The 23936-nt window shown below is 71.0% G+C and carries 20 protein-coding genes, 1 tRNA gene and 1 pseudogene; 9 read left to right on the forward strand and 13 right to left on the reverse strand.

All coding sequences use genetic code 11. The features are described 5' to 3' along the window. Positions 1–21: 21 nt before the first annotated feature. On the forward strand, positions 22–1311 hold the full coding sequence (locus ABZX90_RS15235; protein ID WP_351132812.1) for a cyclopropane-fatty-acyl-phospholipid synthase family protein: 1290 nt from the start codon (positions 22–24) through the stop codon (positions 1309–1311). 151 nt (positions 1312–1462) lie between these two features. Here the strand turns inward: ABZX90_RS15235 and ABZX90_RS15240 are convergent, their stop codons facing one another. Together ABZX90_RS15240 and ABZX90_RS15245 are read right to left on the reverse strand one after the other, a co-directional pair. Then, positions 1463–4003: an ABC transporter permease gene (locus ABZX90_RS15240; RefSeq protein WP_355205034.1), complete on the reverse strand. Its 2541-nt coding sequence runs from the start codon at positions 4001–4003 to the stop codon at positions 1463–1465. Between the two features lie 204 nt (positions 4004–4207). Continuing rightward, positions 4208–4978 (reverse strand): ABC transporter ATP-binding protein, encoded by a 771-nt coding sequence (locus ABZX90_RS15245; RefSeq protein WP_351134427.1) that lies wholly within the window; start codon positions 4976–4978, stop codon positions 4208–4210. A 475-nt stretch (positions 4979–5453) separates the two neighbouring features. Here ABZX90_RS15245 and ABZX90_RS15250 point away from each other — a divergent pair. After that, positions 5454–5536: transfer RNA gene (locus ABZX90_RS15250), tRNA-Leu, on the forward strand. A gap of 198 nt (positions 5537–5734) precedes the next feature. Here ABZX90_RS15250 and ABZX90_RS15255 read toward each other — a convergent pair. Continuing rightward, the gene (locus tag ABZX90_RS15255) at positions 5735–7771 is read right to left on the reverse strand and encodes a thiol-activated cytolysin family protein (RefSeq protein WP_355205037.1); all 2037 of its coding nucleotides are present in this window, start codon (positions 7769–7771) and stop codon (positions 5735–5737) included. A 23-nt stretch (positions 7772–7794) separates the two neighbouring features. On the opposite strand from ABZX90_RS15255, the pseudogene ABZX90_RS15260 reads away from it, so the two are divergent. Together ABZX90_RS15260 and ABZX90_RS15265 are read left to right on the forward strand one after the other, a co-directional pair. Further along, a pseudogene (locus ABZX90_RS15260) lies at positions 7795–8061 on the forward strand (4-hydroxybenzoate 3-monooxygenase); the annotation flags it as partial. A 213-nt stretch (positions 8062–8274) separates the two neighbouring features. Further along, positions 8275–9156 carry a Bax inhibitor-1/YccA family protein gene (locus ABZX90_RS15265; RefSeq protein ID WP_351134423.1) on the forward strand — a complete coding sequence of 294 codons (882 nt, stop codon included), beginning with the start codon at positions 8275–8277 and terminating at the stop codon, positions 9154–9156. Positions 9157–9261: 105 nt separating this feature from the next. Here ABZX90_RS15265 and ABZX90_RS15270 read toward each other — a convergent pair whose 3' ends face one another. Then, on the reverse strand, positions 9262–9492 hold the full coding sequence (locus ABZX90_RS15270; protein WP_103550712.1) for a DUF4287 domain-containing protein: 231 nt from the start codon (positions 9490–9492) through the stop codon (positions 9262–9264). 104 nt (positions 9493–9596) lie between these two features. On the opposite strand from ABZX90_RS15270, the gene ABZX90_RS15275 reads away from it, so the two are divergent. Next, the gene (locus ABZX90_RS15275) at positions 9597–9908 is read left to right on the forward strand and encodes a hypothetical protein (RefSeq protein WP_351134421.1); all 312 of its coding nucleotides are present in this window, start codon (positions 9597–9599) and stop codon (positions 9906–9908) included. Positions 9909–10028: 120 nt separating this feature from the next. Here the strand turns inward: ABZX90_RS15275 and ABZX90_RS15280 are convergent, their stop codons facing one another. The 3 genes from ABZX90_RS15280 to ABZX90_RS15290 form a co-directional block, all read right to left on the reverse strand. Next, on the reverse strand, positions 10029–10832 hold the full coding sequence (locus ABZX90_RS15280) for a hypothetical protein (RefSeq protein WP_355205042.1): 804 nt from the start codon (positions 10830–10832) through the stop codon (positions 10029–10031). A gap of 293 nt (positions 10833–11125) precedes the next feature. Then, positions 11126–12346: an acetyl-CoA C-acetyltransferase gene (locus ABZX90_RS15285; RefSeq protein WP_351134417.1), complete on the reverse strand. Its 1221-nt coding sequence runs from the start codon at positions 12344–12346 to the stop codon at positions 11126–11128. A 409-nt stretch (positions 12347–12755) separates the two neighbouring features. Beyond that, positions 12756–13784, reverse strand: coding sequence for an SGNH/GDSL hydrolase family protein (locus ABZX90_RS15290; RefSeq protein WP_351134415.1), 1029 nt, complete (start codon positions 13782–13784; stop codon positions 12756–12758). A gap of 144 nt (positions 13785–13928) precedes the next feature. Here ABZX90_RS15290 and ABZX90_RS15295 point away from each other — a divergent pair, with 144 nt between their 5' ends. After that, complete coding sequence (locus ABZX90_RS15295) at positions 13929–15323, forward strand: cystathionine beta-synthase (RefSeq protein ID WP_351134413.1); 1395 nt, start codon at positions 13929–13931, stop codon at positions 15321–15323. Positions 15324–15938: 615 nt separating this feature from the next. Here ABZX90_RS15295 and ABZX90_RS15300 read toward each other — a convergent pair. Further along, a complete protein-coding gene (locus tag ABZX90_RS15300) occupies positions 15939–16376 on the reverse strand; it encodes a hypothetical protein (RefSeq protein WP_355205046.1) in 438 nt (145 codons plus the stop codon). A 155-nt stretch (positions 16377–16531) separates the two neighbouring features. On the opposite strand from ABZX90_RS15300, the gene ABZX90_RS15305 reads away from it, so the two are divergent. The 3 genes from ABZX90_RS15305 (at position 16532) to ABZX90_RS15315 (ending at position 19809) form a co-directional block, all read left to right on the forward strand. Beyond that, complete coding sequence (locus ABZX90_RS15305; RefSeq protein ID WP_351134431.1) at positions 16532–18106, forward strand: aromatic amino acid ammonia-lyase; 1575 nt, start codon at positions 16532–16534, stop codon at positions 18104–18106. Between the two features lie 158 nt (positions 18107–18264). Then, complete coding sequence (locus ABZX90_RS15310; protein WP_355205093.1) at positions 18265–19101, forward strand: MurR/RpiR family transcriptional regulator; 837 nt, start codon at positions 18265–18267, stop codon at positions 19099–19101. 138 nt (positions 19102–19239) lie between these two features. Continuing rightward, positions 19240–19809, forward strand: coding sequence for a hypothetical protein (locus ABZX90_RS15315; protein ID WP_355205048.1), 570 nt, complete (start codon positions 19240–19242; stop codon positions 19807–19809). An 11-nt stretch (positions 19810–19820) separates the two neighbouring features. Here ABZX90_RS15315 and ABZX90_RS15320 read toward each other — a convergent pair whose 3' ends face one another. The 5 genes from ABZX90_RS15320 to ABZX90_RS15340 form a co-directional block, all read right to left on the reverse strand. Further along, positions 19821–20195 (reverse strand): hypothetical protein, encoded by a 375-nt coding sequence (locus ABZX90_RS15320; protein ID WP_351134408.1) that lies wholly within the window; start codon positions 20193–20195, stop codon positions 19821–19823. Positions 20196–20209: 14 nt separating this feature from the next. After that, positions 20210–20728 (reverse strand): roadblock/LC7 domain-containing protein, encoded by a 519-nt coding sequence (locus tag ABZX90_RS15325; protein WP_351134406.1) that lies wholly within the window; start codon positions 20726–20728, stop codon positions 20210–20212. Between the two features lie 64 nt (positions 20729–20792). Next, positions 20793–21608 (reverse strand): hypothetical protein, encoded by an 816-nt coding sequence (locus ABZX90_RS15330; protein WP_351134404.1) that lies wholly within the window; start codon positions 21606–21608, stop codon positions 20793–20795. Beyond that, positions 21605–22012, reverse strand: a complete 408-nt coding sequence (locus tag ABZX90_RS15335) for a hypothetical protein (RefSeq protein ID WP_351134402.1) — start codon at positions 22010–22012, stop codon at positions 21605–21607. The genes ABZX90_RS15330 and ABZX90_RS15335 overlap by 4 nt, the downstream gene beginning before the upstream one ends. 340 nt (positions 22013–22352) lie before the next feature. Next, on the reverse strand, positions 22353–23657 hold the full coding sequence (locus tag ABZX90_RS15340) for a diaminopimelate decarboxylase (RefSeq protein WP_351134400.1): 1305 nt from the start codon (positions 23655–23657) through the stop codon (positions 22353–22355). Positions 23658–23936 lie beyond the last annotated feature (279 nt).

Below are 23936 nucleotides of genomic sequence, written 5' to 3' on the forward strand. Positions count from 1 at the left end.
GTTGTCTCGGAGGTGTACGCCATGCAGGACGCCGCGCAGCGGCTGAACAGCCTTGTCGAACAGTTGCTGGGAGCCCCGCTCCCGTTGCGCATCCGGGCCTGGGACGGCTCGGAAGCGGGTCCGCCCGGAGCTCCGGTGCTCGTCGTGCGCAACCGGCGCGCCCTGCGCCGTCTCCTGTGGAAGCCGGGGGAGTTGGGGCTCGCGCGCGCCTGGGTCTCCGGCGACCTCGGTGTCGACGGAGACCTGTACACCGCCCTGGACCTGATCTCCGGGCTCGTCTGGGAGCGCGGCGAGGGCGCGCGCGGGCTCGGAGAGGCTCTGCGCGACCCCGAGGTGCGCGCCGCGGTGCGCGGGCTGGTGAGGATGGCCGGGCTGCCGCTGCCGCCCGCCCCGCCCGTCGAGGAGGTGCGCAGACGCCGCCACCTGCACACCAAGCGCAGCGACCGACGAGCCATCAGCCACCACTACGACGTCGGCAACGACTTCTACGAGATCGTCCTCGGCCCGTCCATGGTCTACTCGTGCGCCTACTGGGAGGAGGACGGCACCCTGGAGGGGGCCCAGCGGGACAAGCTCGAACTCGTCGCCGGGAAGCTGGCCCTGAAGCCCGGTCAGCGGCTGCTCGACGTCGGCTGCGGCTGGGGCTCGATGGCCATCCACGCCGCCCGCGAGCACGGCGCGACCGTGGTCGGGGTGACCCTGTCGCAGGAACAGGCCGCGTACGCCCGTAAGCGGGTCGCCGACGAGGGTCTGACCGACAAGGTGGAGATCCGGGTGCAGGACTACCGGGACGTCACCGACGGGCCCTACGACGCGATCTCCTCCATCGGGATGGCCGAACACGTCGGTGCCGAGCGCTACCTGGAGTACGCCGAGGTGCTGAACCGTCTGCTCAAGCCCGGCGGGCGGCTGCTCAACCACCAGATCGCGCGGCGGCCGCAGCGCGACGAATCGACGTACTCCGTCGACGAGTTCATCGACGCCTACGTCTTCCCCGACGGCGAGCTCGCGCCCCTCGGGACGACCGTGACACAGCTGGAGCGGGCCGGGTTCGAGGTGCGCGACGTGGAGTCCATCCGCGAGCACTACGCGCTCACCCTGCGCGGCTGGGTCGCCAACCTGGAGGCCGGGTGGTCCCGCGCCGTCCGGCTCACCAGCCCCGGCCGGGCCCGCGTCTGGCGCCTGTACATGGCGGCCAGCGCGGTCGCCTTCGAACGCAACAACATCGGCGTCAACCAGGTCCTGGCGGTGAAGACCCCGGACGGAACCGGCACGTCCGGGATGCCGCTGCGGGCGCGGACCTGGAACTGAGCGGAAGCAGGTGAGGGGGCCCCGTTCCGTCCGGAACGGGGCCCCCTTCTGGCGCGACTCCCGGGCCGCTGTTCAGGCCTCGCCGCTCAGACCCCGCCGTGCGGGTCTCGCCGCTCCCGCCCGCCGCTCCGGCCCGCCGGCTCCGGTCCCGTCATTCCGACTTGATCGCCGTCAGCATGTTCAGGCGGGCCGCCCGGCGGGCCGGCCACAGTGCCGCCAGGACGCCGACCCCTGCCGCGAGGAGGAGGAAGAGCGCCATCCGGCCCCAGGGCAGGACCAGTTCGTACGTCGACATCTTGCTGCCGAGCAGTTCACCGGCGGCCCAGCCGAAGAACACGCCGAGACCGACGCCGAGGACGCCGCCGAAGAGCGAGATGACCAGGGACTCCAGGCGGACCATCCGCTTGATGCCCTTGCGGTCCAGGCCGATCGCGCGGAGCATCCCGATCTCCTGCGAACGCTCGAAGACCGACATCGCGAGGGTGTTGATGACACCGAGGACGGCGACGATCACCGCCATCGCCAGCAGGCCGTAGAGCATGTTCAGCATCAGCGTGAACATCTGCGCGATGCTGTCGGAGAGGTCCTGCTTGTCCTGGACCTTGATCGCCGGGTTGTCGCCGAGGGCCTGCTCCAGCTTGTCCTTGGCCGCGTCCGAGGCCCCGCCCGCCGTCTTCACCATGACCTGCATGTCGGCGGCGTCGCTCAGGTGCGGGGAGAGCGTGGCGTTGTCGAGCATGATGCCCTGGATCATCTCGTTGCCCTCGTACACCCCGGCGACGGTCAGGCTCTGCTTCCTGCCGTCCTCGTAGGAGACCCGGAAGTCCGAACCGGCCTTCCAGCCATGGGACTCGGCGGTGTCCGCGTCGACCACGACCCGGGTGCCACCGACCTCGAAGGAGCCGTCGGTGACGGCGAGGTCGGTGAGCTTGCCGATGGCCGCGCCGTTGACGCCGGTCAGGAACTCGGTCCGCCGGTCGATGCGGGAGGGCGCGTTGCGCAGCGAGCTGGCGTCGGTGACCCCGTCGACCGCGGTGAGCTTCTTCTCGACGTCCGGGGAGAGCGAGTTGCCGTTCGCCATCGAGACGACGTAGTCCGCCTTGATCGCCGAACTGGCCATCTTGTCGATCGACTTCTGCAGGCTGCCCGCCATCACCGTCATGCCGGTGATCAGGGTGAGGCCGATCATCAGCGCGGAGGCGGTCGCGGCCGTACGGCGCGGATTGCGCACCGAGTTCTGCCGGGCCAGCTTGCCGGAGATCCCGAAGACACGCAGGACGGGGGCCGCCGCGGCGATCAGCGGGCGGGACAGCAGCGGGGTCAGGACGAAGACGCCGATGATGAGCAGGACCGCGCCGAGGCCCATCGGCGCCTGGCCGTCCGAGCCGTCCATCGTCGTCGCGTAGAGGACCACGGCGACGCCGGCGGCCGCGAACAGGGCGCCCATCGTGTTCCGCAGGACCAGGGACTTCGTCGTGGCCTTCGCGTGGACGCTGCTCATCGCGGCGACCGGCGGGATCCTCGCGGCGCGACGGCCCGGCAGCCAGGCGGCCAGCATCGTGATGAGGACACCTACGAGCAGCGCCGTGGCGATCGTGCCGGGCGAGACGACCAGCGGGCCGTCCGGCACCGTGGCGCCGAGCGAGCCCATCAGGGAGCGCATACCGGCGCCGATGCCGATGCCCGCGGCGAGCCCGCCGACGGCGGCGACCGCGCCGACCACGAACGCCTCGATCAGCACCGACCGGGTGACCTGGCGGCGGGAGGCGCCGACGGCGCGCAGCAGCGCCAGTTCCTTGGTGCGCTGGGCGACCAGCATGGTGAAGGTGTTGGCGATGATGAACGTGCCCACGAACAGCGCGATCCCGGCGAAGACCAGCAGGCCCGTCTTCATGCCGCTCATCGCCGAGGAGATCTGCTCGGCCTGGTCGTCGGCGAGCTGCCGGCCGGTGGTGGTGGAGGCGACGTCCTTCGGCACGACGTCGTCGAGCGCGTTGCGCAGCGCGGTCTGGCTGGTGCCGGGTGCGGCCTTCACGTCGATCTCGTCGAAGGAGCCGACCGAGTGGAACAGCCGCTGGGCGGTCTCCGTGTCGAACAGCGTGAGGCTGCCGCCCGCGGCCACGTTGCCGTCGTCGGTGGTGAAGATGCCGGTCACCACGGGCTTGAGAACGGGGCCGTCGACCGACAGACGTACGGTGTCGCCGACCCGGTAGCCGGCCCGCTTCGCGGTCTCCGCGTCGATCGCGACCTCGCCCGAGCCGTGGGGCGCGTGCCCGGCCGTCAGCGGATAGCGGGGGTCCTCACCGCCGTCCTTCCCGCTCCAGTAGTTGCCGCCCTGCGACTGGAAGCCCCCGCCGATGAGCTTGCCGTCCTTGTCGGCCATGGCGGTGAAGCCGTTGACGACGCCGATCGCGGAGGCGGCTCCGGGCACCCCGGCCGCCTTGTCGAGCAGCGGCCGCGTCAGCTTCCGCACCTTGCCGACGGTGTCGCCCGTGTCCGCCGCGCTCTCCGGGCGGATGGCGACGTCGACCTGGCCGAAGCCCTTGGCGGAGCTCTTCTGGTAGGCGTCCGAGATGGTGTTGGTGAAGACCAGGGTCCCCGAGACGAACGCGACGCCGAGCAGAACGGCGAGCACGGTCATCAGGAGCCTGGCCTTGTGCGCGAGTACGTTGCGCAAGGCGGTACGGAACATGGGTCTTCTCAGTCCAGGAGTCGCAGGAGGGCGCGGGAAGCCGCGCGGCGGGCGCGCAGCGGGCGCGGAAGGCCGCGGGCGGGCACGGTGAGCGTGCGAAGGGGGGCGGGAGAGGCGCGGAAGCCGGACTCGGGTCTCGGCTCGGTGCGGGGGTGCGGGGGTGCGGGGGTGCCGAGGTGCCGGTGTGAGCGGTTCGGCGGAGTGTCAGCTGGTGCGGCCCTTGCCGTCAAACTGCTTCATCCGGTCCAGGACGGAGTCGGCGGTCGGCTCGTACACCTCGTCGACGATCCGTCCGTCGGCGAGGAAGACGACCCGGTCCGCGTAGGCGGCGGCCACCGGGTCGTGGGTCACCATCACCACGGTCTGGCCCAGCTCCCGTACGGAGTTGCGCAGGAAGCCGAGGACCTCCGCGCCCGAGCGCGAGTCGAGGTTTCCGGTCGGCTCGTCGCCGAAGATGATGTCGGGGCGGGAGGCGAGGGCCCGGGCGACGGCGACGCGCTGCTGCTGGCCGCCGGAGAGCTGGGAGGGGCGGTGGGCCAGACGGTCGGCGAGGCCGATCATCTTGATGACGGTGTCCAGCCACTCCTTGTCGGGCTTGCGGCCCGCGATGTCCATCGGGAGCGTGATGTTCTCCAGGGCCGTCAGGGTCGGCAGCAGGTTGAACGCCTGGAAGATGAAGCCGATCTTGTCCCGACGCAACTTGGTGAGCTGCTTGTCCTTCAGGGAGCCGAGTTCGGTGTCGCCGATGCGCACCGAGCCGGAGGAGAAGGTGTCCAGCCCCGCCACGCAGTGCATCAGCGTGGACTTGCCTGACCCGGAGGGGCCCATGATCGCGGTGAACTCGGCCTGACGGAACCCGACGGTGACCCGGTCGAGGGCGATCACCTGGGTCTCGCCCTGCCCGTAGACCTTCGACAGTTCCGTGGCGCGGGCTGCGACCGCGGTGCTTGTACCGGCGAGGGGAGTGGTGGTCACGGGAGGGTGCTCCTGTCGGGACGACGACGTTGGTGGGGTCGTGTTCCATCGTCCGTGCCGATCCATGGGATGTAGTCAGCCGCTGTTCCGGTTCTGGGGGCAGACTGCGGTCGGACCGGGAGTGGTTGTGTCATACCTGGGGATGACGAAGCTCCCCTGAGGACCCTCCGGGTAGCGAGCCGCGAAAGACCCAGTGCGGAGGCTCGGGGATCGCACTTCGGACGGTCGTTTCTCCGGGAGTCAGCCGGTGACGTCGTCCACAGCTCCTCCCGACCGTGTTCGGACGGTGAAATTCCGTCAATCCGCGTACACGGGCCAGGCGCGTCCGAAAGGCTGTTGGCAAGTGCTGATGGCCCGTTCCGGGTGCTGATGCACCCTCAGACGTCAATAAAATAAGACAACATCGGTCCGCCTGCCCGCTGTTCGGGGGACGCACCCCGATAGGCTCGGAACCTCGATGCGGAGCCCATGGCCTGCCCGGATGGTGGAATGCAGACACGGCGAGCTTAAACCTCGCTGCCCCTCGCGGGCGTACCGGTTCAAGTCCGGTTCCGGGCACTTCCCGCACTTGCGACGCAAGACGCGGGCCACAGTCGGAGCGACCCGAGCGTGGCCCGCTGGTTGCCGTCGACACCCTGCCCGCGATCGCCCCGGTGGGGCCACGCGGCAGGGCTTTCTCGTTCATCGTCAGCGGCAACCACCCCTGGGGCCGACGGTCATGGACCGTCGGCCCCGCGGAACCTCAACTGCCTGAGGCTAATCGGCCAGCGCCGGAATGGTGGGCGTGCGCCGGCGGACACTCACGGTGACATCGAAGTCTCCGTTGCCGTTGGTCATGTTGTCGTCGTTGAGTCGCAGCCACAGCTCGGAGTCGTCCTGTTCGTCGGGTACGTGCACGCGTGTGCCCGAGCCGACGGGGAACCAATGGGTGTTGTCGTAACCGGCGATCAGCATGGAGCCCCGTACTCCGTCTCCTTCCGGAAGCGGGTACCACGACTTGGGTGGGCCCTCGATACCCTCCGGGCCGGTCCTGCCGATGAACAGCCACCCCGCCCAGACGGATCCGGTCGCCGTGAAGGTGATCTCGTCCCCCCGGTTCACGCGGATCCCCGTGGCCACCGGCCCCTTGCCGTCCCCTTCGCCGACCTTGTACGTGCCTGCCAGCTCACGTCCGCCGTACACGTTCGCGTCGACGATCTTGACGACATCGGTGGTGCGGGAGACACGCACCAGATTGTGCGGAGGGGCCAGATAGCGGACCGTGTACTGAATCGGCGCGGCGGGGAGGTCCTTGTTCACTTTGAGCTGTCCCTTGACCCACGGCACGAGGTTGGTGACCGGGTCCCCGATGACGTCTCCGACGGCGCCGCTCGAACCGCCCACGACGACCGCGGTCACCGAGCTGCGGGACAGTGTGCTCTTGTGCCGCGCATCCAGGTCCGCCTTGCCGGAGACGGCTGCCTGCCAGGCGGCGGAGAGCGCCGCCTTGACCTCGAAGCTGGATGACTCGCTGTCCACCAGGAACGTCAGCATCCTCCCGTAGGTCACGGAGGCGATGTAGCACGGTGGATTGTCCGGACCGCAATAGCCTTTCACGTGGTCCAGGGTCACCTCGTCCGCGAAGAAGCGAGGAGGTGAACCTTCGGGAGCGAAGACGACCTGATAGTACGCCTGGGTGAAGAGTCCGAATGTCGAACTCCGGCTGAGGCGTGCGTCCACGCGGGCCTTGGCGTCGACTCCCCAGCCCGAACCCTTGAGATTGAGGCCGAAAGAGACCATCGCTTCTTCCAGCGTGTCTATTTTTTCCAGCCTGAAGGACATCGCCGCCGCGCCGTCCTGAGGATTTAGCCCGGCGACCAGTTCGGTGAGTGCGTCCCGATATTCACGGAACGACGGTTCGCTCAGCCGACGGGACTGTGAACGTACGGCGGGGAGCGTGAGATCCGTCGAAACGGTGATCTCTCCGGGATGCCGACGCAGCGGAATGGGAGCCAGCGCCCCAGGGCCCACGGAAGCGCCCGTGACCAGCGCACCGGCCCACATGACGTCCGGAATCGGGCTGATCTCCACAAAGTCGGCGACCTGCCGGGACATATGAATCCGCTGCTCCGACACCTCGACCGCCACGCCGTCCACCTCGGTGACGCCCGGCCGCTTGACCACGGGGCCTCGATCGTCGGTGTCGTCCTGGTGCGGCAGTGGAGCGAGGGAGCGGATGTACGCGTCTATGGCGAGCGCGTCGGCGCCGGCATCGTGGACGCTGGTCAGGGGGTTCCCCAGGACCGGGTCGAACAGATGGATGTCCTCGGGCCTCAGTGGGGAAGCGCGGTGTCGCGGGTAGAGCGCGAGTGTGGCGGCGTCGGGGACGGCGTGGAGTCGTCCGCCCCGGGCCAGGAAGGAGTTGCCGTTCGTGCCGATGAGCAGGCTTCCGTCGGCCAGCGACGGAATAGGAGGTCCGATTTCGACGCCGAGCAGTTCGTCCTGCGCCACGCGTTCCACCGCGGGCCAGCCCCTGGCGTCCAGTGCCAGCAATGTCGTGTAATCGGGGACCAGGCGACGCTTGTCGTTCTCGATGTAATACATGTCCGGTCCGTCGCCGATGATTAACGCACCCTTTTCGATCGGCATGATTTCCTTTCGCTGGGCATTCCCCGCACCTTTAGCGAAGCTCAAGTGTGGCACCCGACGGGATTGATCGGAAGACGGTGCGGCGTGTATATCGCGCATATTCTGGCTCAATGAATTCAAAACGTCTCTTGAGTCCCTTTGGGCTGCGCGATCGAAATCGAACAACCCCGTAGTCCGGCCGTCGGTCGGTGCCCTTCGCCCGCGCCCTGATCCACCTCGGGGACACCGGATCGGCCGAGCGGCTCGACAGCTGCTCCGAGACCTGTCTGCGCCGGGTCTGGCAGGCCGAGCGGTTCTCGTACGACATGACGACCCTGCTGCACCGCGACCCCGCCGCCACCCCCTTCGAGGACCGTGTCGGGCTGGCCCGCCTGGAGCGGATCGCGAGCTCCAGGGCGGCCGCGACGGACCTCGCGGAGGGGTACACGGACTTTCCCCTCGGAGAACAGGAATGAGACAACGGGAACAAGAAGGGATCAAGGCGGCTTGAGAGGGGACGAGAGCTCTCGGAAGCCGGTGTCACGGCTTCGTACCAGTGCGGGCGTGCCCGAGGACACACGCGTACGGTGGCACAACAAGGGAAAGATCCTCCCCAAGCACTAGGGTCAGTCCTTTGCCTACCTATTACTCTTGAGCCAAGGCCACGAGGGTGGCCATGGAGGAGTGAAATGAGGAGCAGTAACCCGGTCTTCTCGCGACGGGGGTTCAGCCGCGACAACGGCTACGCGGGCTTCAACGCGGCGCCGCAGGCCGGGGGACCCGCTGTCGGCACGCAGGGGAACCCGTACGCCCAGCAGGGCGGCAACCCCTACGCGCAGAACCCATACGCACAGCAGGACCTTCAGTACGGCGTTCCGCCGCAGGCCCCGGTCACCACCGGCCGGATGACGATGGACGACGTCGTCATGCGCTCGGCCATGACGCTCGGCACCGTCGTCGTCGGCGCCGTTCTCGCCTGGGCGCTGCTGCCGGTCTCCAGCACGAGCTACGGCCTGGCCATCGGCTCCGCGCTGGTCGCCTTCGTCCTCGCGATGGTGCAGTCCTTCAAGCGCACCGCCTCGCCCGCGCTGATCATCGGTTACGCCGCCTTCGAGGGTGTCTTCCTCGGGGTCATCAGCGAGATGTACAACTCGCAGTGGTCCGGCGCGCCGTTCCAGGCCGTGCTCGGCACCATGGCGGTCACCGGTGCCACCCTGCTCGTCTACAAGGCGGGCTGGATCCGGGTCACGGCGCGGTACGCGCGTATCGGCCTGACCATCGCCATCGCCTTCATCGTCGTCATGGCGGTGAACCTGCTCCTGGTCGCCTTCGGCGTCGCCCCGGACGGCGGACTGCGCAGCAGCGGCCCCCTGGGCGCGATCGTCGGCATCCTGGCGATCCTGATCGGCGCGTTCTTCCTGACCCTCGACTTCAAGCAGATCGAGGACGGCATCGCCTACGGCGCGCCGAAGGAGGAGGCGTGGCTGGCCGCGTTCGGCCTGACCATGACCCTCGTGTGGATCTACGTCGAGATGCTGCGGCTGGTCGCCATCTTCAGCGGCGACGACTAGCCGGACCGACGGCCGGACAGGGCCGTCAACCGACATGAAGGGCCCGCGAACCACCGGTTCGCGGGCCCTTCGTCGTCGGCTGCCTGTTGTCTCGGTGGTGCGCGCTCACAGCAGTTTGCGCGCGGCCCTCCTCAGGTCGTACTCGTGAATGATCGCTTTGGCGTGGCCGTACGCGAGGTCGTGTTCGGCGCGGAGCCAGCTGACCTTCTCCTCGAAGCGGAAGAGGGCGGGTCCTTCGTCGACGGTGCGAAGCCAGTCGGAGATCTCACGACCGGTGCAATGGGGGATGCGGGCGAGCAGGTTGCGATGGGTCTCCTCGGAGAAGACTTGGGACATCGGCGCCTCCGAACGCAAAGGGGATGTAAGCCGGTCCTTCACGCCACCGTGCCTGAGGGTTGGGTTGTTGGCAACAGTCCCGCCGCTGCGCGTAGTCTCGCGGCGTGCTGGATACGACGCCGTTGACCCGTGCCGTGGACCACTTCGCCGACCGGTTGCGGGCCGCACCGCAGAGCCGCCTGCAACGAGGTGCCGCGGCTGAGGCACTAGGGCTGGCCAGGGAGTTCGCGCTGCGCACCCAGCGGGTCGAGGACCCGTCGGGGGAGCCCCGGGAGATGCCCGACGCCGGGATGTTCGCTGCCGCCGATCAAGTCACTGTCGCCGCACATGACTTGGCACTCGTACTGAAGGACGAGGAGGAATTGGCCGAAGCCGTCACGCTCGTGGCGGAGGCACAGAAACGCGCCGGGGTCTGATCCGTCGATCGACTCCGGCGCGGGTCGCCCGGCCCCTTCGGCACGTTGACCTGCCGCTTCGGGGCGGTTCGCCGCGGTTCACTGCGCCACCCCGAGGGGCACACGGCGATGCACTGAGGGTTACAGCGACGCTATGACGCGGTCCGCCAGGATGTAGACGTTCTCCTCGCCGAAGGCGAAGGTCAGCGCGTACGCGCCGGAGACACCGGAGCCACCGAGCAGGACGGGCGTCTCGCCGGCGTGCAGAGCCGTGGCGAGCCGCTCCGCGGTCTCGCGGTGGCCCGGGGTCATGCACAGGGTCGTACCGTCGGCGAAGACGTAGACGTCGAGAGTGCCGAGCGGGCCGGGGCGGACGTCCGCCAGCTCCGTGCGGGACTCGGCGAGCTCCTCCAGGCAGGCCACCGTGCGTTCGTGGTCGTTGACCACGGGTGACTGGACGGGGACGAAGTCCGGGTGCGAGGGGTGCCGGCGGCGGGCCGCGGCGAGTTCGGGGGAATCGCCGACGGTGCCGGTCTGGAGGAACTCCTCGACGTCCGGCTCGGCGAGCGCCTCGGCCACCGGCTCCAGGTGCTCCAGGCCCACGAAGTCCGAGTGACGCGGCAGGAACAGTTCGCTGTCCGGGAGTCCGAGCAGCGACGGTGCGTCGGAGGCGTCACGCGCCTCCTGGGCGGCCCAGAAGGCCCGCGCCTCGGCGAGCTCCCGCTCCCGCTCCTCGGCGAGCGCCTCGGCCACCGCCATGCGTATCTCGTCCGCGTCGGCGGCTCCGCGCGCCGCGGGCACGAGACCTCGCGCGGCATTGGCGCGGCTCTCGGCGAGTTCACTGTGCAGGGCTGCGACCTGCCGACGCAGGCCCTGCACGGTGTGCAGAACGGCGACGCCCACGGCCGCGGTGGCGGCGGTGGTGAGCAGCAAAGCAATCGGCATAGCGCTCACTGACGTACTCCCGGTTCAAAGTCGGCCCCCGACTTCCTACATCAGCTTGAAGGGAGAACCATCAAACTGTCAGTGCGTAACGTCACGAATAGGACAGGACTTTGGGCCTGGGGTTTAGCTGCGCAACCACTCTGACCTGCGCGAATGCCCTTTCGAAGGGACATAGGTCACATCTTGGATGGGATTGGATCACAAATCGGCCCAGAGGCCCGGTGGTTACGGGCTTCTGGGCCGATTCGGTCACGGTGGGTTCAACTCCCGTTACGGGAACGGGGTCACCGTGTTCAGCTGAGGCGCTCGATGACCATCGCCATGCCCTGGCCGCCGCCGACGCACATGGTCTCCAGGCCGAACTGCTTGTCGTGGAACTGGAGGCTGTTGATCAGCGTGCCGGTGATGCGGGCGCCGGTCATGCCGAAGGGGTGGCCGACGGCGATGGCGCCGCCGTTCACGTTCAGCTTGTCCAGCGGGATGTTCAGGTCGCGGTAGCTCGGGATCACCTGGGCGGCGAAGGCCTCGTTGATCTCGAACAGGTCGATGTCGTCCACGGTGAGGCCGGCGCGGCGCAGCGCCTGCTTGCTGGCCTCCACCGGGCCGAGGCCCATGATCTCGGGGGACAGGCCGGTGACGCCGGTCGAGACGATGCGGGCGAGCGGGGTCAGGCCGAGCTCGCGGGCCTTCGTGTCGGACATGATCACGAGGGCGGCGGCGCCGTCGTTCAGCGGGCAGCAGTTGGCCGCGGTGACCATGCCGTCGGGGCGGAAGACCGGCTTGAGGCCCTGGACGCCCTCCAGCGTCACACCCGCGCGCGGGCCGTCGTCCTTGCTGACGACCGTCCCGTCCGGGGTGGTGATCGGGGTGATCTCGCGCTCCCAGAAGCCGTTCTTGATGGCTTCCTCGGCGAGGTTCTGCGAGCGCACACCGAACTCGTCCATGTCCTGGCGGGTGACGCCCTTGAGGCGGGCCAGGTTCTCGGCGGTCTGGCCCATCGCGATGTACGCGTCCGGGATCAGGCCGTCCTCGCGCGGGTCGTGCCAGGTCGAACCCTCCGACTGCGCGACCTCGACCGTACGGGCCTCGGCCTCGGCGAAGAAGGGGTTGTGGGTGTCGGGCATCCCGTCGGAGGTGCCCTTGATCGACCGCGACACCATCTCGACGCCCGCCGAGATGAAGACGTCGCCCTCGCCCGCCTTGATGGCGTGCAGAGCCATGCGGGAGGTCTGCAGCGAGGAGGAACAGTAACGGGTGATGGTGCAGCCCGGGAGGTGGTCCATTCCCATCTGCACGGCCACGATGCGGCCGAGGTTGTGGCCCTGCTCGCCGCCGGGGAGGCCGCAGCCGAGCATCAGGTCGTCGATGTCCCTCGGGTCCAGCTCGGGGACCTTGGCGAGGGCGGCCTCGATGATCGTGGCGGTCAGGTCGTCGGGGCGCACGTCCTTCAGAGAGCCCTTGAAGGCGCGGCCGATCGGGGAGCGGGTGGCTGAGACGATCACGGCTTCGGGCATCACGGCTCCATTGGCGTACGGGAAGTGTGCAGGGCTGGTTGGGAAGTTACCCGTACGTACCGGCCAGGTCACCGGTCTTGGTGTGTGACACCGGCCGCACTTTTCTAAGCGCTTGCTTTTTGCTGGCGGGGGCGCCTTGGGTGGAGGGTCCCTTGAGGCGGGGCGGTGTGAGGGGGTGGCCCCCTCTGGGCTGGGCCTCCTGGGGCTCTGCCCCAGACCCCGCTCCTCAAACGCCGGAGGGGCTGGATTCTGACCCCGCTCCCCGGGCGGCGGAGGGGTTGGATCCTGCCTCGCTCCCCGGGCGGCGGAGGGAGCTGCTCTTTCGCCGGCCCGGTTGAGATACCTAGGGGCGCGGGGAATTGCGCGACCAGCCCCCACGCACCCGCACCCGGGAACCGTCCCCGGGGAGTCAAGGGGACGGGGTCGGGGCGGGGTCTGTGGCGGGGAGGCGTTGGCGGCGGCGGCGTTTGAGGAGGGCCCAGGGGCCCCGGGGGCCCGTGGGCATGGCGGCGGCGACCTCGGTGCCGGGCTCGGAGGCGGCCTCGGCGGCCGCACGGGCGACCGGCAGGAACCCCTCGTGACGCGAGACGTCCGGGCGCTCCTCCTCGGCCGGCCAGAGGTTGAGGGCCGCGCAGACCGTGGGCAGGAGCGCCATGGCCGCCGTGGCGTACCCCTCGGCCGAGGGGTGGTAGTGGTCGGGGCCGAAGAGCTCGCGCGGGTTCGCCGCGAACTCCGGTCCCAGCAGGTCGCCCAGCGACACCGTACGGCCGCCCTGCTCGACCGTTCCGATGGTCTGCGCGGCGGCCAGCTGGCGGGACGCGCGACGGGCCAGCCAGCGCAGCGGCTGCTGGACCTGCTCGACCGTGCCCAGGTCGGGACAGGTGCCGACGACGACCTCCGCACCGGCCGTGCGCAGCCGGCGTACCGCCGCCGACAGGTGACGTACGGAGCGCGTCGGCGGCATCCGGTGCGTCACGTCGTTCGCGCCGATCATGATCACGCAGACGTCGGGCAGCCGGGAGTTCTCCGAGACGGCGAGCGCGACCTGGCGGTCCAGGTCGTCCGACTGGGCGCCGGGCAGCGCCACGTTGCACAGCTCCACCGGCCGCTCGGCCACCGCCGCGAGCCCCGAGGCCAGCAGCGCCCCCGGCGTCTGGCGTGCCCGGCGCACCCCCTGGCCCGCGGCCGTGGAGTCGCCGAGCATCGTCAGCCGCAGCGGCGGTTCGTCAGGGGAGGCACCGGCGTAGTCGTACCCGTAGAGTCCGTCCGCGCGCGGGGCGTAGGGGGCGTGCCCGTTGCCCACATGCCGCTTCGCCAGCTGCACCTCGGCCAGCACCAGACCGACGGCCGCCGCGCCCACCAGCCCGACCCCGCCGCCGCCGTACGCCGCGCCCGCAGCGATCCGCCGGGCCACCCTCGCCCTCGACAAGCTCGACATCCGTCGCCGCCACCTCCTTGTAGCCGTACAACCACTGCTTGCCCCGAAGAGCAGGTGGGCCAATCTCAACGGCGCGTGAACGACTGCGCGGGGCCGTAGGCTGACGGGACCATTCCTGTTGAAAACGCAGCTCCGGAGACAACGGTGCAATTCCACGACTCGATGATCAGCCTCGTCGGCAACACCCCGTTGGTGAGGCTCAACAACGTGACCGCGGGCATCCAGGCGACCGTCCTGGCGAAGGTTGAGTACTTCAACCCCGGCGGATCCGTTAAGGACCGCATCGCCCTGCGCATGATCGAGGCCGCGGAGGAGAGCGGCGCCCTCAAGCCCGGCGGCACGATCGTCGAGCCGACCAGTGGCAACACCGGTGTCGGGCTCGCCATCGTGGCGCAGCAGAAGGGGTACAAGTGCATCTTCGTGTGCCCCGACAAGGTCTCCACCGACAAGATCAACGTGCTGCGCGCGTACGGGGCCGAGGTCGTGGTCTGCCCCACCGCCGTCGACCCCGAGCACCCGGACTCGTACTACAACGTCTCCGACCGGCTGGTGCGGGAGACCCCGGGAGCCTGGAAGCCCGACCAGTACTCCAACGCGAACAACCCCCTCTCGCACTATCACTCGACCGGCCCCGAGCTGTGGGAGCAGACGGAGGGGAAGATCACCCACTTCGTCGCGGGTGTGGGGACCGGCGGCACGATCTCCGGTACCGGCCGGTATCTGAAGGACGCCAGCGACGGCAAGGTGCAGGTCGTCGGCGCCGATCCCGAGGGGTCCGTGTACTCGGGCGGCTCCGGCCGGCCCTACCTCGTCGAGGGCGTCGGTGAGGACTTCTGGCCGACCGCGTACGACCGTACGGTCGCCGACGAGATCGTCGCCGTGTCCGACAAGGACTCCTTCCAGATGACCCGTCGGCTGGCCAAGGAGGAGGGGCTGCTCGTCGGCGGCTCCTGCGGCATGGCCGTGGTCGCCGCGCTGCGGGTCGCCGAGCGTCTCGGCCCCGACGACGTCGTCGTCGTGCTGCTCCCCGACAGCGGGCGCGGCTACCTCAGCAAGATCTTCAACGACGAGTGGATGGCCGACTACGGCTTCCTGGAGGACACCGGCCCGAGCGCCCGTGTCGCCGATGTGCTGAACGACAAGGCGGGCGGCTCCATCCCCTCGCTCGTCCACATGCACCCGGAGGAGACCGTCGGCGAGGCCATCGAGGTGCTGCGCGAGTACGGCGTCTCCCAGATGCCGATCGTCAAGCCGGGCGCCGGTCACCCGGACGTGATGGCCGCCGAGGTCATCGGGTCGGTCGTGGAGCGCGAGCTCCTCGACGCGCTGTTCACCAAGCGGGCCTCCCTGGAGGACCCGCTGGAGAAACACATGTCGTCGCCGCTGCCGCAGGTCGGTTCCGGTGAGCCGGTCGGCGACCTGATGTCCGTGCTCGGTGGCGCCGACGCCGCGATCGTGCTCGTCGAGGGCAAGCCCACCGGCGTCGTCAGCCGGCAGGACCTCCTGTCCTTCCTGGCCAAGGGCGGCACCAGGGCGTAGCCGGGGCCTGCCCGGGGCCGCGGGAAAGGGCCCCGGGAGAGGGTCGGGGCGGCGCCCGGCGGCGGCCGGGGGCGCACGGCTGACGGTCGGGGGCGGCGCCGGGCGCACAACGTTCGGCTGTCCGGGCCCTCGGCGGGATATTTGTTCGAAGTGTCGGATCCGTGGTGGATCTTCCGGCTCCGGCCGGGGTGAACTTCGCGGAAGTGGTACGAGCGCGTCACGTCCGCGCAGCACCCGCTTAACACGGGTCCGGCACATTGGTGGGTGTCGGCAGGGCGGGAGCGGCTCCCCGCCCAGACCGACGCCAAAACGGCGCCAAGGACCTCCGGAGCGGCTCCCGGACCTCCATGGACGCCTAGGACGCGCAAGCCCGGTCCTGACCCGGCCCGCGTCCCTCGCGGGGACCGCCGTCGTCCCGCCCCCCGGCAACGGGGGTGCGGCGGTCCCCGCGCAACACGTCGAAGGGCCCGGCACTTGTCCCAAGTGCCGGGCCCTTTCGTGCGTCGTGCGTCGGCGCCGGTTTCCTTCGCGCGTCGGTGGGGGGCGGGACGACGGCCCCTTTCGTCGTCGTACGTCCTTGTCCGCGTGGCGCGCGTTCCCCGTGCGGTCGGTCCGCTACTCCTCCCAGTCCGACTCCGGCCGGGCCTTGCGGCGGCGGAAGAGGTCCGGGGAGAGACGTGCGGCCTGGACCACGTTCACGCCGACGATGCCGGCCCAGGCGACGAGCAGTCCGGGCAGGTGCGCGACTCCGCCGCCGATCGCGGACAGCGGGATCGCGAGGACGAGCGAGACGATCCCGAAGCCGAAACGCTCGCCCCAGGAGTCGGACGACTGGGGTGAACGCGTGCCGCGCGCCACCACCATCTGCTGTTCGGCGAGCTGGCGCCGCACCCGGCGGTCGACCGCGCCGTCGAGGCGCTGCTCGACCTTCTCCAGGAACGAGTCGACCAGCGCGGACTCGTACTCGTCGCCGAGTTCCCTGCGCGCGTGCAGGGTGGCGTCGAGTTCCTTCTTCAGTTCGGCATCGCCGTGGCGGGCTCCCATACCGGTCATGTCCTTCACGTTAGGCAGCCGGGGCCCGCGCGGCACTGGGGATAGCCCCCCTGTTGCGGCTGGGCCGAACCCCCGGACAGGCGTCCCTTGCCCGGCCTGCATATCGTCATGCAGAGTTCTCAGTACCTGAATAGACCGAGAAGGGGGTGCCCGTGGTGTCGTCTCGGATCGTGGACCCGGCGCGTGCGGTGACTCCTCCGGCGAACCTCGCTCTCGTGGTCCTGGACGGTCGCGGCACCGGTGTCGACGACGTCGTACGGCTCGCCGACGGGGCCGCGCGGCCGGTTCCCGGCACCGATGCGATGAAGCGGGTCGAGGAGTCGTGGTGCGCCGCCCGGCAGATCGCCGCCACCGGCCGCGTCTACGGCCGTTCCACCGGCGTCGGCGCGAACCGGAACGAGGACGTGCCGACCGAGGCGGCCGCCGACCACGGACTGCGCCTGCTGCGCAGCCATGCCGGCGCCATCGGCGAGGAACTGCCCGCCCGCCAGGTCCGCGCGATGCTCGCCGTCCGCGCGAACCAGCTCCTGGCGGGCGGCGCGGGACTGCGGCCCACCGTCGTGACGGCGCTCTGCGAGGCGCTGGAGAACGGCGCCCACCCGGTCGTCAACGAGTTCGGCTCGGTCGGCACGGGAGACATCGCCGCACTGGCCCAGGTCGGCCTGGCCCTCGCGGGTGAGCACCCGTGGCGGGGGCCGGACGGCTCGGCGGTGCCGGGTGGCGGGCGGCCGGGTGCGCGGCCCGGCGGGTGCGTGGCGCCCGAAGCACAGTCGCTCGACAACAACGACGCGCTCGCGCTCATCAGCAGCAACGCGCTCACCCTCGGGCAGGCCGCGCTCGCCCTGCACGAACTGCGCGCGCTGATCGGCGCCACACAGGTCGTCGCGGCCCTGTCGCTGCTGGCGGTCGACGGGTCCCACGAGGCGTACGCGGCGCCCGTGCACGCCGCCCGGCCACACCGGGGATCCGTCGAAGTGGCACGCCGGATGCGGGAGTTGATCGGCGCCGCGGACCGGCCCACCCCACCGCTCGGACGGATCCAGGACCCGTACGGCTTCCGCTGCCTCCCGCAGATACACGGCCCCGCGCACGACGCGGCCGACGCCCTGGAGGCGGTCCTCGCGGTGGAGATCAACGCCGCCGCCGAGAACCCCCTCATCTCCCCCGAGGACATGGCCGCCTACCACCACGGCGGCTTCTACCAGGCCCAACTCGCGCTCGCCCTGGACCACTTCAGGCTCGCCGTCACCCAGGTGGCACGCCTGTCCACCTCGCGCCTGTCCACCCTCAACGAACCCGCCTACACGCGGCTGCGCCCCTTCCTCGCCGACCACGAGCCGGCGTCCTCCGGCGTGATGATCCTGGAGTACGCCGCCGGTGCCGCACTCGGTGACCTGCGGGCCTTCTCCGCGCCCGCTTCGCTCGGCCACGCTGTACTCTCCCGGGGCGTCGAGGAACAGGCGAGCTTCGCCTCGCTCGCCGCACGCCAGACGCTGCGGGCGTGCGGTGCGTACCGTCTCGTCGTCGGCTGCGAACTGGTCGCCGCGGTACGGGCACTGCGCCAGCGCGACCTGCGGCCCGACCCGGAGCTGCCGACCGGGCGCGCACTGGAACTGGCCGAGGCGGTTCTCGACGCGGAGCAGGCCGACCGGCCGCTCACGGACGACGTGACGGCGGCCGCCGCACTGCTCGACCGGTTCACGGACATCTGGAGGGGGAGTACGTCATGAGCGCGGGCAGGGACGCGAACGGGGGCAGTGGAAGGAACGGGGGCGGAAGCAGGAACGGGGGCGGAAGCGCAGACGTGGACAGGGACATGAACGTGGACAGGGACGCGGACGGGGACAGCGGCGCGCACGGGGGCGTCGGCGTGGAGAGCGACACGGGTATGAGCGACAGTCCCGCCGGGCGCCTCCAGGCACTCTTCGAGGGGCGCCGGCTCACCCCGACCCAGCGGCGTATCGCCCACAGCATGGTGCGGCGCGCCGCCGACGTGCCGTTCCTGTCCAGTGTCGAACTCGCCGAACTCGCCGGAGTCAGCCAGCCCTCCGTCACCCGCTTCGCGGTCGCCCTCGGCTTCGACGGCTACCCGGCGCTGCGCAAGCACCTGCGCGAGGTCGCGCCCGCCGAACCGGCCACCGACACCGCCTCGTACAACGAGTACCAGCAGGCCGTCGAGGCCGAGATCGAGAACCTGCGCCACCTCGCGGCGGTCCTCGCCGATCCACGCCCGGTCGCCAGGGCCGGGCGCCTGCTGGCCGCGTCCCGTCCGCTGCCCGTCCTCGGGCTGCGCGCCGCCGCCTCCCAGGCCTACGGCTTCGCCTACTTCGCCGCCAAGGTCCACCCCGATGTACGGCTGCTGCACGAGGGCGGCACGATGCTCCAGGACCGCATCGACGCGGCCGTCCGGGCCGGGGCCACGGCTCTGCTGTGCTTCGCGCTGCCCCGGCACCCGCGCGAGGTCGTCGACGCCCTCGGCTACGCGAAGGAGGCCGGACTGACCGTCGTCACGGTCGCGGACTCCGCGTTCGCGCCGGTCGCGAAGGTGTCCGACCTGCTGCTTCCCGCCGCAGTCGGCACCGGCCTCGCCTTCGACACGGCCTGCGCGCCGATGCTGCTGGGCCGCGTTCTGCTGGAGGCCATGTGCGACGACCTGCCGGACGCGCAGGCCCGGCTGGAGCAGTTCGACGCGCGGGCCGCCGTACGGGGACTGTTCGTGGAGTAGGCGACCGGGCGGCAATTCCGGCGTTTCTCAGACTCGTCTCACCTTCCCTGGCTAGCCTGCGCGCCCAAAGACACACGGGCGCGGCGGCGGTCGGCGACGCGCCCGTGGACGCGAAGGCGCTGAGACGGGAGGCAGATCGTGGCACGCGGAGGACAGGGCTTGGCCCGAGTGGCCGTCGTGGTGCGGGCCGGAGCCGCACCGCTGTGGTGGTGCGGGGTGTTCGCTGCTGGAATCGGGGTGTCGGTCCCGGGACTGACCGGGCGCAGGATCGGCGTCCTGGCGGGGGCCGCGCTGTTTCTCGTCGCGGCGGCCGTGGTGGCGTCCTGGCGCAGGAAGCGGTACACCGCCCTGGTCCGCTCCGCCGTCCGCGCCGGTAAGCACGATGTGCTCCAGGACCGTGCCGTGACGCTTCGCAACTGGCGCCGGGGCCACCGCTGGTGGCTCCTCCTCGGCTTCGCCGCCGCGCTGGGCAGCTCGTTCGCCGTGCCCGCGGCGGGCGGCATGCTGCTCGCCGGCGCGGGTGTCGGACTGTGGCTGAAGGCCGGCCGGCTCGGGCGCCTCGAACGTGCCGAGCAGGCGTTGATCTGGGTGCGCGTCGACTGGCTCGGCGCGCGTGCCGGTGCCCCCGCGGGCAAGCCGGTCCGGGCCGTCCGGGCCACCGGAGTGGCGGCGGGCGACGCCGCGCCCGGCGGGGCACGGCGTCGCTGACCGAGCGGGAACTAGACCTCCAGGTCGGCCTCGATCCTCTTCAGCTGGTGGCGGGCCATGGCCAGGTTGGCGCGCTTGAGGTCGAGCACCAGGTACAGGAAGAGGCCGTTTCCGCCACGCCCCTTGATCAGCCGGATCAGGTGGTACTGGTCGGAGAGCGTGATCAGGATGTCCTCGATATCGCCCTTCAGCCCCAGGTGCTCCATGGTGCGGAGCTTGGCGCGGACGACGTCGGTGTTGCCGGCCGCCGCGACGGTGAGGTCGAAGCTCTTGCTGCCGCCGATCGTGCCCAGCGCCATTCCACTGGTGTAGTCGACGAGGGCGGCACCGGTCGCGCCCTCGATGGACGCCAGTGCCTCTTTGAGCGCGGTCTCGGTGTTCGTCATGGTGTGGTGCTCCTTCAACTCTCTGATGTGCTCGGGTGGTTGGTGGCAGGGGTCGAGGTGGTGCGCGCGGCTGTGGTGCCGCGCGCCGTGCGCGTGCGCGAAGTGCCCGGCGAGGTCTTCGCGGGCGTCTTGGCCGGTTCGGCGGCCGGCTCGCCGCGCGCCGTGGCGGCGTCGACGAGCTCGCCGATCCGGGTGCCGGAACGGCGCCCCTCCAGGTGCAGCCGGCCGACATTCACCCGGTCCTGGGCGAGCAGCGTCAGCACGGCGGAGCCGCCCGCCGCGTAGGTCGCCACATAGCCGTGCGCACCGCGCACCAGCAGCTCTCGCAGGTCGCCGTGCCCGGTCGCCTCGGCCATCCGTATGGCGACCCCGAGCGCCGCCGCGGTGAGCGCGGCCAGGCCGTCCGGCTCCACGCCGGGCGTGTCGTGGGCGAGGACGAGACCGTCGGCGCTGGCCGCGAGCGCTCCGGTCAGCTGGGGCACACGGGCCCTCAACCGATGGAGTTCGTCTAGGACTTCGGGCTCCGCCGCCATCAGCAGTCTCCTCCCGGCACGCTGTCGTAGCGCGCGGATCACAAGGCCTCCCGCGGGTTGGGACTCACAAGGCCTCCAGTGCGTCTCTGAGTCGTCGCAGCAGCGCGACGTCGGGATCGGTGGAGGTTTGGGTGAGCACGCTGGGCGCGGGAAGCGGCTGCGGTGCGGGCGCGGCCGTCACGAGTCCGGCGGCGGCGAGTCGCCGCAGATCGACAAGCGTGTGAAAGGCGGGCCGCCCCAGCGCGAGGGAGACGTCCGCCGCCGTGCGGACGCCGTCCACCCGGCCGAGGACGGCCTCCTGGCGCAGCGGAACCGTCGGGCCCGCGGCGAGCAGGGCGCGCCGAAGCGGCGCGGTGTCGGTCGCCGGGTCGGGCCATATGCGGTGCAGCAGCTCGCGCCGGCGCACCGTCTCGCGCTCCAGCGCGGCCACGGTGACGGGGCGGAGCGGGCCGAGCCAGTGGGCGGCGCCGTACCGGAAGCGGCTCGGGGTGCTGCTCGGTCCGAGCACGAAGTACGCCGCGTCGTACAGCGAGCCGAGGTGGCACAGCTCCAGCGCGCCCTCCGCTATCCGCCCGCTGTCGATCAGGAACCGGCCGACCCGGCGGCGCGCCCCGGCCGCGGCGACCGCCTCCCGCCACACCTCGGCGTCCAGCACCCCGCGGACGGAGAACAGCACGTCGAGTCCGGGGGTTGCCGGACTCTCGGCGTGCACCACCTCGCCGTCGGCGAGGTAGAGGGTGCCGCGCTCGCGGATGAGGACGCCGGTGGCCCGCTCCTCCGCGAGCCGGCTGAGCATCGGCGAGACGCCGCCGGCGGCGGCGCTCGGTGCTCTGTCCCGCACCGGGAGCCGGGGTGGGGGAGGTGTCCTGACCGTGGTCATACGAGCACCAGCCGTCCGGCCATCTCGCCGAGCCGGATGCGTGCCAGGGCGAGATTGCCGTCCGCGCGGGCCAGCCACAGGTGCAGGAACACGCTGCTGTCGAAGGTGGTCCGTACGAACCGCAGGACGTGATAGCTGTCGCGGTTGCTGATGATCAGGTCCTCGATCGGGGTCTCCTGGTCCGACCACTCGGACCAGTCGGAGCCGTCCTTCGGGGCGAACGAGCGGTTCTCCGCTGCGAGCCGGGCCAGCTCGGCGGCCTCGGCAGCGGTCGTCTCGTGGTCGTCGCCCGGTGCGTCGCCCACCGTGCCCAGGGCCAGGCCGCTGGTCCAGTCGACCACCGAGGCACCCCGCGCACCGGGCAGTGTCATGGCTTCCAGCAGGCACTCGTCGATTCCAGGCACCGTGTCTCCCCTCCCGCCAAGGGTTCGGCCGAGTGACGAAGAAGTTACGCACTGTGCGCACGGGAAGGGAGTGATCGGGCATTTTCCTGTGGAACATGCCCGCGATGACTAAGGTGGGTCAACTGGCCACATTCTCCGGCCTCTTGAAACCCCGGATGGCCGGTTTGTGGTGCCCTGAGGAGCGCGGCAGGGGCGCTCGCGAGTGGGCCGGGGCGCCCGCGGTGTGGGGTGCGCCCGCCGCCCCTGGCACGGCTGGCCGCTCATCCCCGGCGCGCGCCCGCCCGGTCTGTGTCCCTGCCTGGGGGGCGGGTGGTGGCTGTGGCGGGAGCGCGGGTGGCGGCTACAGCGTGGTGAGCGAGGGCCCGTGCGCGCCGCCCGACTCCGCGACGATCTCGTCGAGGGTCTGCGGCTCCCGCACGACCGCGAAGCGCACGCCGCCCGCGCCGTCGCCGGCCGGTGCGAAGCCGTAGATGCCGGGGCGGGCGAGGGAGTTGTAGGCGTAGTGGTGGGCGAAGTAGTACGCGCCGGTGTCCAGCGCGGCCACATGGTCGCCCTGTTCGAGCAGCGGCAGCGCGCGGCCCCGCGCGAGCAGGTCGCCCGCGAAGCAGGCGGGGCCCGCGACGTCCTGGACGACGTCCGGTCCGGTCCTGGGGCGGCCCTTCGCGTCGTACGCGGCGATCCGCAGCGGCCAGGACCCAGGCGCGTACACCGTGCGGGCCGCCACCTGCACCCCGGCGTGGGTGACCGCGACCGCCCGGCCCCCGGCCCACTTCGCGTACTCGACCCGGGCCAGCACCGTCCCGTGCTTGGCGAGCAGTGACCGCCCGAACTCGGTGACCAGCCCGTACCGCCCGTCGAACAGTCCCGGCACCACCTCGGCGAGCAGCCGCGCGTACTGCGCGTACGTCGGGGCCGTCGCGTCGGAGCCGAAGTCGACCGGCAGGCCTCCGCCGATGTCGATCGTGTCGACCTGCCGCCGCCCGACGTGCCGGTTGATCTCCTCCGCCAGGGCGTACGTCTCCGCCACGCCCTGCGCCATCAGGGAGAGCGGCATGCCCTGCGAGCCCGAGTGCGCGTGCAGCCGGGTCAGCCAGGGGCGGTCGGTGTAGGCCCGCACGATCCACGCGCGGGCTCCCTCGTCCCGCAGCGCGACCCCGAACTTGGAGGTCCCCGTGGCCGTGGACAGCGCCTCGATCGATCCCCCGCCGACCTGCGGGTTCACCCGGAGCCCGATGGGGGAGCCGGTGGCCGCCGAGCTCACGATGGCGTCGATGCGGTCCAGCTCCTGCGGATTGTCCGCGTTGACCGCGACGCCCAGGGCCAGCGCCTCGCGCAGTTCGGCGGGCGTCTTGGCGGGCGAGTCGAGCACGGTCCACGCGGGCGGCATCCCGGCCGCCCGGGCCAGCGCGAGCTCTCCGGGGCTCGCCACCTCCGCGCCGATGCCCTGCTCGCGCAGCAGCCGCAGTACGGGCACGAGAGGCGTCGCCTTCACCGCGAAGGCGTGCAGCACGGGAGCGCCGGGGGCGGTCACCGCGTCGAAGGCGGCACGCAGCGCGGCGGCCGAGGTCCGGATGCCGGGGACGTCGAGGAGGGCGACGATGGGGTGTCCGGGTGTGAGGAGGCCCTGTTCCACGGCGGCACGCACGGCATCGTCACGCCGGGAGACCCGCTCGGAGTCCGGCTCGCCGCCGCCCGTCCCCGTCCCCGCCCCCGTGGCCGCGTCCGTCGTCCGGTTCCGGCCCCGACCGGTCGGCCGGTCCCTGTCCGTCGGCCGGCTCCCGTCCGACGTCCCGCGGCCCGTCGCCTCGGTCTCACCCCCGTCCGTCGTGCGGCCCCCGCCCGTCGTCCGGCCGTCGTTCCCCCTGGTCGCGTCCCCGTCCGTCCCCCCGCCCCCGTTCCTCGTCCCGTCCCGGTCCGTCCCCCC

Source organism: Streptomyces sp. NPDC002935 (assembly GCF_040611295.1).
Taxonomy (GTDB): Bacteria; Actinomycetota; Actinomycetes; order Streptomycetales; family Streptomycetaceae; genus Streptomyces.